This window comes from Mesorhizobium sp. WSM4976 (genome assembly GCF_029625685.1).
Lineage (GTDB): Bacteria > Pseudomonadota > Alphaproteobacteria > Rhizobiales > Rhizobiaceae > Mesorhizobium.
This window is the reverse complement of the sequence record NZ_JARTVT010000013.1, coordinates 73,093-89,722: the sequence shown is the minus strand read 5'-3', so window position 1 is coordinate 89,722 and position 16,630 is coordinate 73,093. Positions and strand designations below refer to the sequence as shown.

General features: G+C 63.2%; 11 protein-coding genes, 1 tRNA gene and 1 pseudogene. 6 read left to right on the top strand and 7 right to left on the bottom strand.

Annotated features, from left to right (window positions below; genetic code table 11):
* The first annotated feature begins 6 nt into the window (after positions 1-6).
* Entirely contained in the window at positions 7-1,125 is a 1,119-nt protein-coding gene (locus P9272_RS17465; RefSeq protein WP_278161469.1) for a P1 family peptidase, read from the top strand.
* Positions 1,126-1,159: 34 nt separating this feature from the next.
* Here P9272_RS17465 and P9272_RS17460 read toward each other — a convergent pair whose 3' ends face one another.
* The 5 genes from P9272_RS17460 to P9272_RS17440 form a co-directional block, all read right to left on the bottom strand.
* Positions 1,160-1,411, bottom strand: a complete 252-nt coding sequence (locus tag P9272_RS17460; RefSeq protein ID WP_128256758.1) for a DUF768 domain-containing protein — start codon at positions 1,409-1,411, stop codon at positions 1,160-1,162.
* Positions 1,412-1,993: 582 nt separating this feature from the next.
* Positions 1,994-2,551, bottom strand: coding sequence for a GNAT family N-acetyltransferase (locus P9272_RS17455; RefSeq protein ID WP_278161468.1), 558 nt, complete (start codon positions 2,549-2,551; stop codon positions 1,994-1,996).
* 114 nt (positions 2,552-2,665) lie between these two features.
* Positions 2,666-4,066: an NAD(P)-dependent oxidoreductase gene (locus P9272_RS17450; protein WP_278161467.1), complete on the bottom strand. Its 1,401-nt coding sequence runs from the start codon at positions 4,064-4,066 to the stop codon at positions 2,666-2,668.
* Between the two features lie 323 nt (positions 4,067-4,389).
* The gene (locus P9272_RS17445) at positions 4,390-4,983 is read right to left on the bottom strand and encodes a DJ-1/PfpI family protein (protein WP_278161466.1); all 594 of its coding nucleotides are present in this window, start codon (positions 4,981-4,983) and stop codon (positions 4,390-4,392) included.
* A 237-nt stretch (positions 4,984-5,220) separates the two neighbouring features.
* Complete coding sequence (locus tag P9272_RS17440; protein WP_128256760.1) at positions 5,221-5,919, bottom strand: GntR family transcriptional regulator; 699 nt, start codon at positions 5,917-5,919, stop codon at positions 5,221-5,223.
* Positions 5,920-6,139: 220 nt separating this feature from the next.
* Here P9272_RS17440 and P9272_RS17435 point away from each other — a divergent pair, with 220 nt between their 5' ends.
* From P9272_RS17435 to P9272_RS17420, 4 genes and pseudogenes are all read left to right on the top strand, one after another.
* Positions 6,140-7,366 carry an iron-containing alcohol dehydrogenase gene (locus P9272_RS17435; RefSeq protein ID WP_278161465.1) on the top strand — a complete coding sequence of 409 codons (1,227 nt, stop codon included), beginning with the start codon at positions 6,140-6,142 and terminating at the stop codon, positions 7,364-7,366.
* A gap of 19 nt (positions 7,367-7,385) precedes the next feature.
* Positions 7,386-8,873: an NAD-dependent succinate-semialdehyde dehydrogenase gene (locus tag P9272_RS17430; protein WP_278161464.1), complete on the top strand. Its 1,488-nt coding sequence runs from the start codon at positions 7,386-7,388 to the stop codon at positions 8,871-8,873.
* Between the two features lie 110 nt (positions 8,874-8,983).
* Complete coding sequence (locus P9272_RS17425) at positions 8,984-9,697, top strand: alpha/beta hydrolase (RefSeq protein ID WP_347404055.1); 714 nt, start codon at positions 8,984-8,986, stop codon at positions 9,695-9,697.
* A 167-nt stretch (positions 9,698-9,864) separates the two neighbouring features.
* Positions 9,865-11,144: pseudogene (locus P9272_RS17420) on the top strand (AGE family epimerase/isomerase).
* 211 nt (positions 11,145-11,355) lie between these two features.
* On the opposite strand, the gene P9272_RS17415 reads toward P9272_RS17420, so the two are convergent.
* Both P9272_RS17415 and P9272_RS17410 read right to left on the bottom strand, forming a co-directional pair.
* Positions 11,356-11,432 (bottom strand) — tRNA-His (locus P9272_RS17415).
* Positions 11,433-11,773: 341 nt separating this feature from the next.
* Positions 11,774-12,241, bottom strand: a complete 468-nt coding sequence (locus P9272_RS17410) for a phasin (RefSeq protein WP_128256765.1) — start codon at positions 12,239-12,241, stop codon at positions 11,774-11,776.
* 267 nt (positions 12,242-12,508) lie between these two features.
* Here P9272_RS17410 and P9272_RS17405 point away from each other — a divergent pair, with 267 nt between their 5' ends.
* On the top strand, positions 12,509-16,513 hold the full coding sequence (locus P9272_RS17405; RefSeq protein ID WP_278161462.1) for a PAS domain S-box protein: 4,005 nt from the start codon (positions 12,509-12,511) through the stop codon (positions 16,511-16,513).
* Positions 16,514-16,630 lie beyond the last annotated feature (117 nt).

The window sequence follows — 16,630 nt, the reverse complement described above, 5'->3', positions numbered from 1 at the left end:
GACCGCATGAGCTGCCACGACCCTCATCTTCGCACGCCTTCCGGCAAGCCGCGCCTGCGCTCCATCGGCATCGCGCTCGACGGCACGCCAGGCCGTTTCAACGCCATCACTGATGTACCGGGCGTATCGGTGGGCTACACGACGCTGATTTCGGGCGACGGTCCGCTGCGTGTCGGCAACGGCCCGGTCCGCACAGGGGTCACCGCGATCCTGCCGAGGCCGATTCAGGAACTCGCAACGCAGGTTTTTGCCGGCGTGTTCAGCCAGAATGGCAATGGCGAGCTGACAGGAACACATATCATCGAGGAGACCGGCGCCTTCAACTTCCCGGTCACCATCACCAACACGCATTCCTGCGGCGTCACCCGCGACGCCACGCTGCGCTGGATGCACAAAGTGCTGCCGGCCGCGCTGGACACAGGCTGGGGCCTGCCAGTGGCGGCCGAGACCTATGACGGCTTCCTCAACGACATCAACGGCCATCATGTGAGCGTTGAGCATGTCGCGGCGGCGCTCGACAATGCTGCTGGCGGCGCCATCGAGGAAGGCAGTGTCGGCGGCGGCACCGGCATGATCACCTTCGGCTTCAAGGCCGGATCCGGCACCGCCTCGCGCGTCGTCGAATGGCAGGACAGGCGCTACACGCTAGGCGTGTTCGTGCAGTCGAATTTCGGCAAAAGGCAGAATTTCACCATTCGCGGCCGGCGCATCGGGCAGGAGCTTGTCGGCCCGGCGATCCGCGAGGCGACGGCACGCGCCGAAAAGGGTTCGATCATCGCCGTCGTCGCCACCGACGCGCCGTTCCTGCCGCACCAGATGAAGCGGCTCGCTCGGCGCGTGCCGCTCGGCATCGCCATGACCGGCGGCTATGGCTATCACAGTTCGGGCGATATCTTTCTGGCGTTCTCGACCGCCAATCCAGAGGCGGCGCCTGGCGCTTCCGGGCGCATCGGACGGGCGGAGTTCATCCCGGACGTCGACATCGATCCGTTCTTCGACGCGGTCGTGCAAAGCGTCGAGGAGGCGATCCTCAACGCGGTGGTTGCCAATGAGGATATGACGGGACGCGACGGCAATTTCGTACCGGCGCTGCCGAAGGACTGGTTGAAGCAGATGTTTGGCTAAGAGGTGTCGCCTGCCCGCGCCGGCACGGGCATTTTCACTCCGCCGCCTTGTCAGGCATTGCCTCGCTGCTGCCCTCTTCGGCGGCTTCCTCGAGGCGCGACGCGATCAATTCCTGGATGTCGCCGACCTCTTCCTGGATGTCCTCGAGCAGAATGCCTGCCTCGGCGGCTTTGGCGCAGCACTCCTTTGCCAGAGTCTCGGCCTGCTCGATCTTGATCGGCGAATGCTGGCATTGGACTTTCTCGCCAATCCATCCGCGCAAGAACTCGATCGCATGTTCACTCATACTGCTTCTTCCCTGGCGGCAAAGCCGGTTGGTAGCCATGAACGTCCGCACCCTGCAAAGGACGCGTGCCCATTCGAACCGAGTCGCCCTCGACCGGCAAGACATCTTGCCCACAGGACAGGAGAGCTTGCCCATAGGACAAGACATCTTGCCCAAAGGACGCAGAGCCGCAGGAATGGAGGGGTTCGAGGTGCACGTTCAGATCATTGAGAATGATGGAATGGTGAGCCGGGATCGACGGAAGGCCGCCGTTGTTGTTATTGCTTGCCTTTTTCTAACTTTGACAGCGCATTTGTATCACAAACCGTATCGCAGCTTCCCGGTCGATGCTGCCCTGGCCTCAGCCGGAGCAGGCGCTATATAGTGGTATCCTCATGCAATGTCGACTCGGGCTCCGCTATCCGGGCGGCTACCTCCCCAGAAGATTGCGCTCGACGGCTCTGAGATGCGTCAGCGTGGCATCGCTGGCGCCTTCGGAGGCGCGTGGCAGGACGCATCCGGGGCAGGTGCTCGCTGCAAACAGATGGCCCCCTCTGAAAGCGAACGTATCTCCTTCACCAGCATCGGTGATCAGGGTTGGGGTTAATCCGCGTCAGCCAACAATCGCAATCCGATACCTGCGTCGAGGACAAAACGCTGACAGGGTTCGTCGTCGGAAGCGTCAATGAAGCTCTCCATATGTTTGAAGCCGACCTTCGCCAGTATCCGCAACGACGCCAGATTGCGCGCCGCCGCCTCGGCCGTCACCTGTTCAAGCCTCAGAGTTTCGAAGGCGTAGCGGAGGACTTCGCGGACCGCCTCGCTGCCCAGTCCGCAGCCCCAATGTGCACGCGCCAGCACAAATCCCAACGCGGCCGCCTTGGCGCCGCTTGCGCTGAAGGACAGGGTTATCGTCCCGATCGCGTCGGATACTCCTGGTTGGTCCATGGACCATTGAATCGCCTCACCGTCAGCGAACCGCCGACGGGAGCGGGCGAACCACCTCTCGCCTGCCCTCATGTCTTCGGGAACGGGATCGCCGGCAAGAGAGGCGGATTCGACATCCGTCGCGCGCGCAAACCATGCCGGGACATCCCTTTTGCTCGGTTCTCGAAGCAGGAGTCTCGGTGTCGTGAGCTTGGGAAATCGGACTGCTTCCATGGAGGAGCATTGTCGACCTGAGGCGGCACGGATGCAACGGCGTCGGCAGGCCGGCGTCCAACAACCAAGCACGGCCGGTGAGCCACCGGACACCGAGAGAGCGAAACCGGAGGATTATCTTGACGTGAACGGCCCGGAAAGATGATGTCTGCGCAGCAAGGTCGAGAGCCGGTTCGCCGCCTCGGCGAAGAGTTCGCCTTCCGAGAAGAGCAGCGCCTGACGTTCTTGCGCGGACGCAGCCAGAAGACGCTCCCAGAAGTCTGCCACGACGGCGCTCACACGGGCCAAGTCGGCGGCAGCCGGCTGGTCCTCGGCGAGTACCGCCAGGTGCCGAAGAGTGATACCGCCGATACCGGGCGGGACCTTCGCACCCATATCAACAAAACCCGGAGGTAGCGATCCTTTCAGGTTGTAGATGCGGTGCTCGCAGATAGCCGCAAAGATCTGATCGACCGCCTGCTTGGCGCCCGCGACACGGGAAGGATGATCTGTGTCGGCGGCGGCGTGAGGGAGAAGCTCCAGTCGCTTGCCATATTTTTCGACAAGTCCGAGGTAAGGCAACATCGGTCCCGAAAGCGTGCCGCCGTCCCTGAACAGGTCCGCATCGATCGCCGCATGGGAAATGCGCCCTGATGCAAGCGCGCGCTCCAGCGCTGCAACATCGACCAGCTCGCCGCGATCATAGTTGATGAGCACGGCGCCTTGGTCGAGCAGGGAGAGGACGTCATCTCCGATCAGTCCGGCGTTGGCGTAGCGTTGCGCGCCGGGATCGAAAGCACCCAGCCCAAGGTGGACCGAAAGCGCGTCGGCGCCGCGCGCCGCCTCTTCCATGGTTGCGGCGTAGTCGAAGCCTTCCAGCTCGATCCATTTTTGGTGACGGGGACGCGCATGAATTGCGACCCGTATGCCGAATGCCTGGGCGAGCCTGGCGAATTCCCGGCCGATGTTGCCATAGCCGATCACGGCCAGTCTTTTGCCTTCGAGCTTCTCGGTCGGGTAATGGCGCAGGTCCTTTCCCGTATCGAACTGCCCGCTAGCGACCAGGGCGTTGAGCTTATCCACTGGCAGGTCCGGCCTGACTTTCAGCAGCGCCTTCATGGCCATCTGAGCGGTGGCGCGGCTGTTGATGCCGGGCGTGTTCATCAGAGGCGCTTCGCCGCCGTCTCCGCTGCCTCCACCCCAGGATGCCGAGCCCATATTGCCGGTGCCGGCGCCGATACGCACGCCGCCGAGGCGGAACCTGGTCTCCGCCGGAATGAAGGTCGCGGCGGCAATGACGGCGTCGTAGCAGCCGTCGCCGGTCTCTGCCAGCAATTCGTCGCGCGTGCTCAACTGCGGCTGGTAGAAGAAATGCAGCTTGCCGGGGTCAAGGGCGCCGGACTTGGCGATGCCTGTCTGGTGGAACACGCCACCCTTGGCTTCGATGTAGGCCTTGACCTCGCTATGGTCGGGATTGCCATCAGCCCCAAACCGGAGCCCGACAAAATCGCAGATCAGAATATTGGCCGATGTCATGACGCGTCGTTTCCCTGCAGCTGTCTCCAGCTACTCCAATCCATTGCTAGATGGAGCGACGTGAAGCGGCATATCCGGGTCGCAAGCGAGAGATTTGCCGCACGAGCCTGGAACCTGTCGGCTCTGAAACGACGATAGGTCGACCATCAGTCTAGTCGGCCGGAAACGGCGAGATTCCAGGTTCGACAATCTCGTTTCCCTCGGCTGTCGAAGAACGGCCCCTCTTCGACAGATGAAAGATTGCCATCGCTGTGTACTTGGAGCGGTGCGCCTTCCATCCAGAACCGGCCACCCGCTCCAAGTCTTTCTGCTTCCTGCCAGTCCTAGCCGTGCCGGATTTCCGTGCCGAGCACTTTCAGGCATTCCCGAATGAAGGCGGCGAGAGCCGTCCAGCCTTTGGCCGAAACCATCGTGCCGTCGACATAAGCCTCCGTGGGTGACAGGTCGATATAGGTGCCGCCGGCGAGTGTCACTTCCGGCTCGCAGGCCGCCAGTGCACCGACCTTCTTGCCGCGCACGACGCCATCGACCGCAATCAAGATCTGCACGCCGTGGCAGATGGTGAAGATCGGTTTCTTCGCTTCGTGGAAATGGCGCACCATGGCCTGAATGCGCTTATCGGTGCGGATATACTCCGGCCCGCGACCGCCGGCGCAATAGACGGCGTCATACTGGTCGAGCTGCTTCTCCGCGTCGGCGAACGTCTTGTTGATCAGGGCATAGTGGCCGAGCTTCTCGGTATAGGTCTGGTCGCCCTCGAAATCGTGCAGCGACGTCTTGATCACGTCGCCGGCATTCTTATCGGGGCAAACGACGTGGACTGTGTGGCCGACGGCTTCCATCGCCTGCTGATAGACAAAGATTTCGTATTCTTCGGTGAACTCACCGGTCAGCATCAGTATCTTCTTGGCTGGCATGATTTGTCCTTTCGATTTTGGGAATGCCAAGGCGCTGCCGCGCCCTGGCTGTCGCAAAGTTGGGTTTGCCGATTGTCAGAAGGCAGAATCCGGGAAGTAGTATTCCTTGGCACGTGACGGCGCCGCGCTGCTTGGAAAGGCCCTCGGCGCGCAGCACCGCGGGGCCAACCGGAAGACCGGCTGCGGGCGCAACAGCGCTATCTCCGTCGATGCGAGCGGCAATGGACATGGAAGCGGTTACCCGAAGGCGGGCAGGAGGCGGTCCCGCGAATTCTCGATGTGCACTTGCATCGCCTTCTCGGCGGCATGCGCGTCGCCTGCCGCGAATGCGGCGAGAATCGCCTCGTGCTCATCCAGCGCTTCTTCGGTGACGCGCGAGTGATACATCAGGCGGAAGATGTGGAAATGCGTATGCTGGTGATTCAGCGTCTCGCGGATGAGCTCGTTCTGCGCGAACTCCATGATCTTGTCGTGGAAGATCGCGTCCTGCCGCGCGAAATTGGAATAGCGCAGGCGCTCGTCCTTGCCCACCCGCCGCGCCATCACGCCTGCCGCTTCCTGCAAGATCGCAAGGCGCTCTTCATCCAGCGCCGCCGTAGCCTTGGCGGCCGCAGCGGGCTCCAACAGAAGGCGCAGTTCGTAAAGTTCATCGAACCGGCGCCGCGTGATTTGCGGGGCCGCGCGATAGCCGATCAAATGCGTCTTGACGACCAGGCCCTCGCCTTCCAACCGCCCGAGCGCTTCGCGGATAGGCGTGTGCGAAACGTCGAATTCCCTGACAAGGTTATCGACGGTAATGCGCGATCCCGGCGGAATCTTCAGCGACATCAATTGCGCGAAGATTGCTTCGTAGACATCGCCCGCCAAGCTGTTGGCGCGCTGGATGCGACCGCTTGAGCGAGCTTCGGTTTCAGCCGTCAGGTCGGGACTTTCCATCGGTTACCTCTTGACAGGGGCAAGCCCTAACATGATGCTCCGGCCAATTCAATAGGATATCCTATACGATTTTATAGAGGATACGAGCTGATGGGCTAGGAACCGTATCGCCGCACTCAACCACGCGGGTAAGAAGCCGACAAAGCACCAGCTTCCGAGCTGAAGGCCCCATTGATGAACACGACGTTTTCCATCAGTCTCTTTCGAAAGATCGCTGTCCATGATCCTTTTTGCAGCCGCGCGCCTGCCGCGTGAAATCCTCTTCGGCAAGGGTCAGCGCCATGCGCTGCCTGCCATTGCCGGACGATATGGCCGGCGCGCATTCATCTGCACCGACGAACGGCTCGCCGGGACGTCAGAGTTCATCGAAATGCTCGATGGGCTGAAGGCTGCCCGGATCGACACACTCGTCCACGACCGCACCTTGCCGGATGTGCCGCGCGACAGCGTCGGCGTCTGTATCGCGGAGGCGAAGGGTTTCGAGCCGGAGATGGTGATCGGCGTCGGAGGAGGCAGTTGCCTCGACATGGCCAAATGCGCCGGGCTGCTCCTCAGCCATGGCGGCAAGCTCCAGGATTATTATGGTGAGTTCAAGGTGCCAGGCCCCACCCTTCCCCTTATCGCGGTGCCGACCACGGCTGGCACGGGCTCCGAAGTCACCCCCGTCGCGGTGATCTCCGACCCGGAGCAAACGCTGAAGGTCGGTATCTCCAGCCCGCATCTCATCGCCGCGGTGGCGTTGTGCGATCCCGACCTGACGGCGAGTTGTCCTCCATCGCTGACAGCCATTGCCGGCGCCGACGCGCTGACGCATGCGATCGAGGCCTTCACCGCCGCAAGACGCGGTGCAGATGCCGATCTGGCGCAACGCCATGTCTTCGTCGGCAAGAGCGCGCTGACCGATCATTTCGCCCTTCTGGCGATCAAGCTCCTGGGCCGAAGCCTCGAAGCAGCCTATCGCGACGGGTCGAATGAGGACGCGCGCGCCGATGTCATGATGGGAGCGTTGGCCGCCGGCTGCGCCTTCGGCACGGCGGGAACCGCCGCCGCCCATGCGGTGCAGTATCCGGTCGGCGCGCTCACCCACACGCCGCATGGCCTGGGTGTCGCGACGATGCTTCCTTATGTGATGCGCTACAATCTGCCGGCCGCAAGCTCGGAGATCGCGGAAATCGGAATTGCGCTTGGCCTGCCGCGCCAAGACCGCAACGCCGCTCAGTTGGCCGATGCCACAATCACGGAAGTCGCGCGACTGTTCAACGCGATCGGCATCACACGAACGCTGGCCGACCTCGGTCTCCCCGAGGACAAGATCGACTGGACGGCGGAACAGGCGCTCGGCATCGACCGGCTGATCAAGAACAATGCCCGCCCCTTCGACCTGCCCGCGATGCAGCGTCTGGTCAGGGCTGCTTATCGTGGCGACATGCCGGCCGCGGCAATGTGAGGGAAGGAGCCCGTTACCAATGAACATTTCCCACCTAACATTCGATCAGGATTCCGACTTGTCCGAATACATTCCGTTCTCGCAAGGCCTTTACATCGGCGGGAAATGGCGATCCTCCTCCGACGGCCGCGTCATCGAAGTGGTCGACCCGTCGACCGAGGCTGTGATCGCCGCGGTTCCGGACGCCACGCTCGCCGACGCCGCGGCGGCGGTCGAGGCGGCGGCACAGGCAGCGACCAGCTGGCGCGAGACCCCGCCGCGCAAGCGCTCGGAGATCCTGAGGCGCTGCTTCGAGCTGATGACCGAACGTGCAGAGACCTTGGCCACGTTGATTTCGCTGGAGAACGGCAAGGCCCTGCGCGATGCGCGCGGCGAAGTCGCCTACGCGGCCGAGTTCTTCCGCTGGAACGCCGAGGAAGCGGTTCGCATCAGCGGTGAGTTCGGCCTTGCGCCGTCGGGCGCGAACCGGATCGTGGTCGACTACCAGCCCATCGGCATTTGCGTTCTGATAACGCCGTGGAATTTCCCGGCGGCGATGGCCACGCGCAAGATCGCGCCGGCGCTTGCCGCCGGCTGCACCGTCATCCTGAAGCCGGCCAGCGAGACGCCGCTGACGGCCTACGCGCTTGCCGCCCTCTACGAGGAGGCCGGGGTGCCGCCCGGCGTCGTTAACGTCATCACCACCTCGAATCCGAGGCCGGTGACGGCGGCCATGCTGGCCGACGCGCGGGTGCGGAAGCTCTCCTTCACCGGCTCGACCGGCGTCGGTCGCTTGCTTCTCGCCGAAGCGGCGAAGCACGTGATCTCGTGTTCGATGGAACTTGGCGGCAATGCGCCGTTCATCGTGCTCGACGATGCCGATCTCGAGGCGGCACTCGACGGCGCGATGATCGCCAAGATGCGCAATGCCGGCGAAGCCTGCACGGCAGCCAACAGGCTCTATGTCCAGGCGGGCATCCATGACGCGTTCGCGGAAGGCCTGCGCAAACGCATGGCGGCGCTCGCCATCGGCCCGGGCACGGATTCGGAGACCGAATGCGGGCCGATGATCACCAGGAAAGCCGTGGACAAGATCGATCGGCTCGTCCAGGACGCGGTCGCGCGCGGGGCGAAGGTTCTGTGCGGCGGCGCGCTCGCCGAGGGCCGAGGATTTTTCTATCCGCCCACGGTTCTGAGCGACGTGCCAGCCGACGCCGTCATGGCTCACGAGGAGATATTCGGTCCAGTGGCACCAATCAGTCGCTTCGGGGACGAGGCGGAGGTCATCGCAAAGGCGAACGATACTGAATATGGCCTTGCAGCCTACATCTACACGCGCGACCTTGCGAAGGGCATGCGCATGGCGTCGAAGATCGAGTCCGGCATGATCGCGCTCAATCGCGGCCTGATGTCGGACCCGGCCGCGCCCTTCGGCGGCGTCAAGCAGAGCGGGCTTGGGCGCGAAGGCGGGCAGAAGCACGGCATCGCCGAGTTCATGGAGGCGAAATACATCGCCGTTACGATCTGATGAGATAGATGGCGCAAGATCCATTCCGTATTCGCGACCATGTCCCCGAGTTCGACGATATCGTCGCCGAGATCGCACGGCGCAGCGCCGAGACCAGGGCGAAGGTTCCGATGGCCGCCGACGTGCCTTATGGACCGGACGGCACGGAAACCGTCGACCTGTTCTTCCCGCAAGGCAAACGCGATCGCCTGCCGGTGCACATGTTCATTCACGGCGGTTACTGGCGCATGTTCTCCAAGCGCGACTATTCCTACGTGGCAGACACCGTCACCAGCGCCGGGGCGATTGCCGTGATCGTGGATTACGCGTTGATGCCGAGCGTGAGAATGGCGACTGTCGTCGATCAAATACGCCGCGCTGGACAATGGACATATGACCGCATCGCGAGCTATGGCGGCGATCCCGACCAATTGACGGTAAGTGGCCATTCCGCCGGGGCGCATCTCGCAACGATGCTCTTTAACGACAACACCCGGTCTTCAGGCATCAAAGGCGCGCTTCTGCTCGGCGGTATCTACGATCTAAGACCGTTGCAGCAGTCGTTTCTCGCGGCTGAGATCGCGATCACCGACGACGAGGTTGAGCGGTTCTCGCCGATCGATCACAGCTTCGATCCGGACGTGGCGGTCGCAGTATCCGTCGGCGCCGAGGAAACGCCGCCCTTCCACAGCCAGGCCGCCGCTTTCGCGGGGAATCTCGAACGGCAAGGGCTGGTCGTTTCACGCACGAGCCTTGCAGGGGCCAACCACATGAGCAGCGTCCGCGACCTCGGCATCGCCGGCACAGGGGCCGCATCATCCCTGGCTCGCCTGCTGGGCGTATGAAGGCCATATCGCCGGAAGTCGGCAGGTCCGCCTTCGTCGACATCACCATGCACCGATATGACGCCTCGACGGGTTCATTCAGGGGGCTCGTTGTTTGTATAAAGGACGCGCCCGCCAACGCGGCGCCGCCAACCGCTATCCCTGTCACGCATAACAGGAAACATTGAATGCCGGAATTTTCATTTACGTCGTCCAGTCCCGGCGCCTGGCGTGATGCGCCATGGCACCGCGCCTGGCTCACGAAGCAGGCAGATATCCTGTTCGACCTTTTCGATCCGGCCGCCGTCAACCCGCGGGGCGGCTTCTTCGATCTCGATCCAACAGGCAAGCCGCTGCCGGGCAAAGCCGTCAGGCCAATCCACACCACTGCCCGGGCCGTCCATTGCTACGTCATCGCCAGTCTGCTCGGTCGGGAAGTGACCGCATGATCGACCATGGAATGCAGTATCTCTGGCACTGCCATCGCGATGCAAAGCATGGCGGCTACATGTGGTCGCTCGACGACGACGGGCCCAAAGACACCATCAAACAGGGTTATGGCCACGCCTTTGTGCTGCTTGCCGCATCAAGCGCGAAGCTGGTGGGCCACCCTTTGGCCGACGGGATGCTGGCAGACGTCACGACGACCCTGAACGAGCGGTTTTGGGAAGAGCAGCACGGCGCCATAGCCGAAGAGTTCGAGCGCGACTGGGCGCCGACGCGCGGCTATCGCGGCCAGAATTCCAACATGCACCTGACCGAGGCGTTGATGGCCGCCTATGAGGCGACCGCCGATCAGGAATACCTGCGCAAGGCGGAGCGCATTGCGGACCTGATCATCAACCGCTGTGCCCGCGAGTGCGATTTTCGTGTCGCCGAGCATTTCGATGAGCAGTGGGCAATCGACCGTTCCTACAGGGCGGTCAACGAGATGTTTCGTCCGTCGGGGACGACGCCGGGTCATTGGCTCGAGTGGGCGAGGCTGGCCCTGCAGCTGTGGGTGCTGGGCGGCAAAAAGCACGACTGGATGCCGGAAGCCGCGGAGATGCTGTTTCGGCGCTCCGTGGAACTGGCATGGGATGGAACCAAAGGCGGCTTTTTCTACACCCTCGACTGGGCTGACAAGCCGTCGTTCCGCTTCAAACCCTGGTGGCCGATTGCCGAGGCCGCGGGTGCTGCCTCATTCCTGGCGGAGCATCGCCCAAGCGCCTTCCATGAAGAATGGTACCGGCGCATCTGGAATACCATCGCCGAGGTCTATATCGACCGCGAGCATGGCGGATGGTTCGAAGAACTGGATGAGGACCTGCAGCCGGCGCATTCGCTGTTTGTCGGCAAAGCCGACTTGTACCACGCCCTTCAGGCCTGCCTGATACCGCTTTATCCGGCGCAGGGGAGCCTGACGAACATGATTCGTCAATGTTATGACGCTTCCACCGCGAAGGCTTCCATAGACGGCGACGTGTAAATCCGGGTTCGAAAAGTGCGCGGTTTAAGGAAAATCAATACATTAGCAGGCAGGCAGCGACCAAGATCGTGCTCTTCGCGCTTTCGTACCTGCCATCCGTTTTGCACCACAATAGGGCACAATTTGTGAGGCAAATTGCAAGCAGACACGAAGCTTACAATCGAACTGCCCGATTTAAATCGAACAACCAGCCGCTTACGCGAGAAGGCGATGGTACCGTTGGCTGGGCTCGAACCAGCGACCCCCAGATCCACAATCTGGTGCTCTAACCAACTGAGCTACAACGGCCCGCCTGCCTGAACTGGATCAAGGTGAAAGCTTCCTCTCCGTGATCCGCTCTGTCTTTCGGCGATGCGTCCAATACGGGCTATCGGATTCTAATTCAAGGCCCTTAATAAGGCAAAGGACGGTTGTCCTCGTCGGACCTGTCATAAGCAAAAGAAAAGGCCGGCGGGAGGAGGTGCCGGCCTTTTCCTGTTACGAGCCAGCGGGAGGAGGTGCTGGCTGGTCACCCCGGAAACGGAGGGAGGAGGTTCCATTCCCGGGTATCTGATTGCTCAACCCTATCGCATAACTATTTGTCTGACGAAATGCGACGTTTTGATGCATCGCAGGGTTGTGCCAGAAAATTAGGCGGCCTTGACGTCCTTCATCGCCTTCTCGAAGGCGCTCTTGATCGGCTTGGAGACATCCTCGGCCGCCTTGGTGGCTGCGGCCTGAAACTCCTTGGCCTGCTCCACGGCCATTTCGGCGCGCTTGCGCAGGAAAGCGGTCTGCAATTCGACGACTTCCGAAAGGGTCTTGGCGCCGACCAGGGCTTCAAGATGCGAGAAGCCGGCTTCGGCATTGGCGCGCAGCGCTGCGATCGTCTTGAGCGAAACGTCGCTGGAGACGGCCTTGGCGGTCTCGTAGGTCGACTCCAGAACCTTCTGGGTCTCCTCGGCGCCGGTCTTCAGCTTGGCATAGGCCTCTTTCGACTGCTCGACGCCCTTCTCGGCAAAGGCGCGGATCTGATCGGTGGCCTTGGAAGCGTCGAAGCTCGGGAATTCCACGTTTTCGATGGTCTCGGCAGCGGTCTTAGCGGTGGTCTTGGACATTTTCCAACCTTTTCGGGATAGCGGCTTTGACAGAAAGCCGTCTCGTTCATGTATGGTGGCAGTATAGAGAATTTTTTTGTGCATCGCAACATCTTTGTTGCACTGCACCATAAAATCTTCCCTGACGGCAACCGTAACGTCAGTCCTGGGCCGTTAACCAAGAGCCCAGAGATTTCGACCTATGCAAGCCAAGGCTTGTGGACCTTCGGACCGCGGGCTTTTATTAACAAAGCGTTAACTGAAATGCTCCGGAGGGTTGCCCAGCGCATGCCGCCTGAAAACTACTCCTTCCTCGACGTCGCCGTGCTCGACGCGGTGCGCCAGCGCTTTGCGGCCGGAGACGCCCTGACCATTTTGTCAGCCGACCTCGAGCAGGTGATCTGGGCGAACGGACCGGGCGCATCGGTGTTCGGCTATCCGGATATCGAGGCCATAATCGGCGCGTCGGCGCGGCTGCCGCTGATTGCCAGGCGGCAGATCATGGCGACCAGCGGTTTTCCCGAGATTGGCAACGACCGCGCCATCACGGTGAGACTGGCGACGGGCATGGTGAGCCGGGCAGTGGGTTTCCTGGCCAGCGCCGTGACGATGCCGGACGGCGAGAAGGCAATCATGCTGGCGGTGCCGGCGGCGCAGACCAGTTCACGCAGCGCCGGCGAGATTGCCAGCCGCGCCATCGGCGGTTTCACGGAGGCAGGCCATTTCATCGCCTTCGTCGACGCGCAGGGCGATGTCGAGGCGGCTTCGGACGGCTTCGCAGCGCTCGGCATCGAGCCGCGGACCCTGGCTGCGCTGGTAGCGGATGTCGCAAGCAGCGGCGACCGTGTCGTGAAGCGCCTCGTGCCTGGCAGCAGCACTTCCTACCCGGCCGGTTTCGCCCGGCTCACCGACACGCGGCACCTGCTGGTGGTCATCGATGAGGACCAGCTCGACGGCGACCAAAGCGAACAGCCGGCCGCCGGCCAGGGCGATCGGACCCATGACGAGCAAGTCGCGGCGCCAGGCACCGTGGCGGCCACGCTGTCGGGTGAAAGCCTGACCGCCGAGCCCGAACCCCGGCCGGTCCAGGACAACAGCCCCGCGCCGGCCTTGACGGCTGGCGAACAGGCCAAGCTGGTCCCGGAGCCCTCTGAAGGCGATGCACAGACTGACGCTGTAAGCCGGACCAATCATCAGGCGAATGCCGCCGAGCCCAGCCAACAGGCCGCCGGCCCCGAGGCCATGGACGTCGGCGCCGGCCACCACGACCGTTGGTATTTCAACGCCGGGGACGATGACGCCGTGCAGGCTCTACCGGCAGTGCCGGCGAAGAATGTGCCGAAGGAAGCTGTCGCGGCCGAAGGCCTGCGTCGGGGTATTGGCGAGACGGCGGCGCGCGAAACCGTCACGCCGTCGCAGCCAGCCCTGCCCCGCGCCATCGACCGCTCGGCGCCACCTTTGCGCTTCGTCTGGCGCACCGACGCCGAAGGCAAATTCAGCGCGTTGTCGCCCGAGTTCGCAGACATCGTCGGCCAGCCCGCCGCCGATGTGATCGGCCGCCGCTTCAAGGACGTCGCCACCACTTTCGGCCTCGACGTCTCGGGTGAGATCGCCGGTCTGCTCGAACGGCGCGACACCTGGTCAGGCCGATCGGTTCTGTGGCCGGTGGCCGGAACCGATCTCAAGATACCGGTCGATCTGGCGGCGTTGCCCGTCTATGGCCGCAGCCGTGCTTTCGAGGGTTTTCGCGGCTTCGGCGTCGCGCGTAGCGCCGACGCCGTGACCGATCCGGAGGCGCTCGGCATGGCGCTGGTGCCTAATGCCGCGCCTGCCGGGAGCGAGCCGTCGGTCGAGCAGCCAGCCGCAGAGCAGGCGAAGCCGGAGCAGCCAAAGCCCGAAGATCCATTCCAGGGCGAAGTGCCGGCGCTGAGCATCGTGCCGAAGCCGGAGCGGCGCTTCGCCGACAAGGTGATAAGGCTGGCCGAGCATCGTCAGCCGGCCAACGACAAGCAGCCGGGGAGCGACACGCCTGCAAATCAGAGGAGCCTGTCGATCCTCGAGCGCAGCGCGTTCCGCGAGATCGGCGAGCGGCTGCGCAAGGATAGTTCCCTGCCTGCCGAGCCGGGCGCCGCCGAAGCCGGCAAGCAGGCCGATGCGGTTGTTGCCGGCAAGGACGAGGCAACAGCGAAGGAGGCCGAGGCAAACCAGCCAACGACGCTTGAAGCGGCGGCGGACGAGAACCCCGCGCTGGAGGCGACGCCGGCACCCGCGCCGGAAGCCTCGGAAACGGCGGACGCCAAGGCCGACGCGGAGACCGCGGAAGCACAGACCGAGGCGGAAGACCAGGAAGACCTGGCAAGGCTCGACGGTATCGATGACGCCGCCGCGACGGACGACATCGGCCGGACCGGGATGCCGGCCGCTTCCGGCTCGCTGCTCAGCTACGCCGATGGTGAGAAATCCGGGGAAGAAGCCGGCGTCGAACCTGCTTCCGAGGACAGCCAGGCAGTGGTCGCCCGTCAGGCGGCCGAGCGTGCCGATGCCGAGCCGCGGCAGCCGGACGAACGGCCCGTCGCCGAAGAGCCGGCGCGCGATGCGACGGCGGACGACGACAGCATGACCGCCGACGATTTCCGCGATGCGGAAGACAGCGAGGATTGGGCAGACTCCGACGTCGACGCGGGGACGGCCGCGGAAGAACCGGAAACGGTAACGCCGGCGCGGCCACGGCTGAACGTGCCGCCACTCAAGCTCGCAGGCTTTGTGCCCTCCGCTTTTTCGACCGGAGAAGAAGCCAAAGCGCCCGATACGTCCATCCTCGCCAGGCTGCCGGTGCCGCTGCTCATCCATTCGGGCGACGAGCTCCATTACGCCAATGATGCCTTCCTCGAACTCACCGGCTACGATGCGTTGGAAGACCTAGTGGATGCGGGGGGCCTGGGCGCGTTGTTTGCCGATCCCTATGCCGAAGATGCCACCGCGGACGAAAGCGACCACTCGCTGAAGCTCAAGAGCTGCCAGGGTCAGGAGTTTCCGATCGAAGCCCTTCTTCGCTCCGTGCCGTGGCGGGGCGGCAAGGCGCTGATGCTGGTGGTGCGGCGCTCCGGCGAGGACGATGCGGCGCATCTCACCGCCGCCAAAGACGAACCGGCGCTGCAGCCAGACGTGCCGGAATTGAAATCGCGCATCGCCGAGATGCGCACCATCATCGACACCGCCACGGACGGCGTCGTGCTGATCGGCCGCGACGGCAACATCCGTTCGATCAGCCGGCCTGCGGAAGCTCTTTTCGGTTTCGACAGCGACGAGGTCGCCGGCAAACCCTTTGCCTCGCTGTTCGCCATCGAAAGCCAGCGCGCCGCGCGCGACTATCTCGCGGGCCTGTCGGAGCCGGGCGTCGCGAGCGTCTTGAATGACGGCCGCGAGGTCATCGGCCGCGAGGCGCAGGGGCGTTTCATCCCGCTGTTCATGACCATCGGCAGGCTGCCCAACGACAGCGGCTTCTGCGCCGTGGTGCGCGACATCACGCAATGGAAGCGAGCCGAGGAAGACCTGACGCAGGCACGCGCGGTTGCCGAGCGCGCCTCCTCGCAGAAGACCGATTTCCTGGCCCGCATCAGCCACGAGATCCGCACGCCGCTCAACGCCATCATCGGTTTTTCCGAGCTGATGGTGGACGAGAAATTCGGTCCGATCGCCAACGACCGCTATCGCGACTACCTGCGTGATATCAACCGGTCAGGCAATCACGTGCTCGATCTGGTCAACGATCTGCTCGACATCTCCAAGATCGAGGCCGGCCAGCAGGAGATGGATTACGAGGCGGTGTCGCTCAACGACACGCTGGCCGAGACTGTGGCGATGATGCAGCCGCAGGCCAATCGCGAGCGCGTCATCATCCGCTCCAGCTTCGCCTCGCGGCTGCCGGAAGTGGTGGCGGATTTGCGAAGCGTGCGCCAGATCGCCCTCAACATCCTGTCCAACGCCATCCGCTACACCCAGGCCGGCGGCCAGGTGATCGTCTCGACCGCTTACGAAGCCTCAGGCGATGTCGTCATGCGCGTGCGCGATACTGGCATCGGCATGACTCCGGCCGAGATCGAGCAGGCGCTGAAACCGTTCAAGCAGATCAATGCGCTGAAGCGCGGACGCGGCGATGGAACGGGGCTTGGCCTGCCCCTCACCAAGGCCATGGTGGAGGCGAACCGCGCCCGCTTCGCCATCACCTCGACGCCAGGCGAAGGGACCCTGGTCGAGGTCGCCTTCCCTTCGACGCGCGTGCTTGCCGAATAAAATCGTCCTGGATCAGTTTCGGCCAAAGAAAAAGGCGTCCGAGAGGACGCCTTGGAAAATGGGATGCTGTCACAACGGGGCTTGAGCTGAACCTCAGGGGACGAGGAACGGGATTTC

What these genes read in the sequence shown, in the direction of transcription:
- P9272_RS17435 (WP_278161465.1), top strand. Translation starts at nt 6,140, where the DNA reads ATGATCCTTTTTGCAGCCGCGCGCCTGCCGCGTGAAATCCTCTTCGGC.
- P9272_RS17440 (WP_128256760.1), bottom strand. Translation starts at nt 5,919, where the DNA reads ATGGAAAGTCCCGACCTGACGGCTGAAACCGAAGCTCGCTCAAGCGGT.
- P9272_RS17430 (WP_278161464.1), top strand. Translation starts at nt 7,386, where the DNA reads ATGAACATTTCCCACCTAACATTCGATCAGGATTCCGACTTGTCCGAA.
- P9272_RS17425 (WP_347404055.1), top strand. Translation starts at nt 8,984, where the DNA reads ATGGCCGCCGACGTGCCTTATGGACCGGACGGCACGGAAACCGTCGAC.
- P9272_RS17445 (WP_278161466.1), bottom strand. Translation starts at nt 4,983, where the DNA reads ATGCCAGCCAAGAAGATACTGATGCTGACCGGTGAGTTCACCGAAGAA.
- P9272_RS17465 (WP_278161469.1), top strand. Translation starts at nt 7, where the DNA reads ATGAGCTGCCACGACCCTCATCTTCGCACGCCTTCCGGCAAGCCGCGC.
- P9272_RS17405 (WP_278161462.1), top strand. Translation starts at nt 12,509, where the DNA reads ATGCCGCCTGAAAACTACTCCTTCCTCGACGTCGCCGTGCTCGACGCG.
- P9272_RS17450 (WP_278161467.1), bottom strand. Translation starts at nt 4,066, where the DNA reads ATGACATCGGCCAATATTCTGATCTGCGATTTTGTCGGGCTCCGGTTT.
- P9272_RS17460 (WP_128256758.1), bottom strand. Translation starts at nt 1,411, where the DNA reads ATGAGTGAACATGCGATCGAGTTCTTGCGCGGATGGATTGGCGAGAAA.
- P9272_RS17410 (WP_128256765.1), bottom strand. Translation starts at nt 12,241, where the DNA reads ATGTCCAAGACCACCGCTAAGACCGCTGCCGAGACCATCGAAAACGTG.
- P9272_RS17455 (WP_278161468.1), bottom strand. Translation starts at nt 2,551, where the DNA reads ATGGAAGCAGTCCGATTTCCCAAGCTCACGACACCGAGACTCCTGCTT.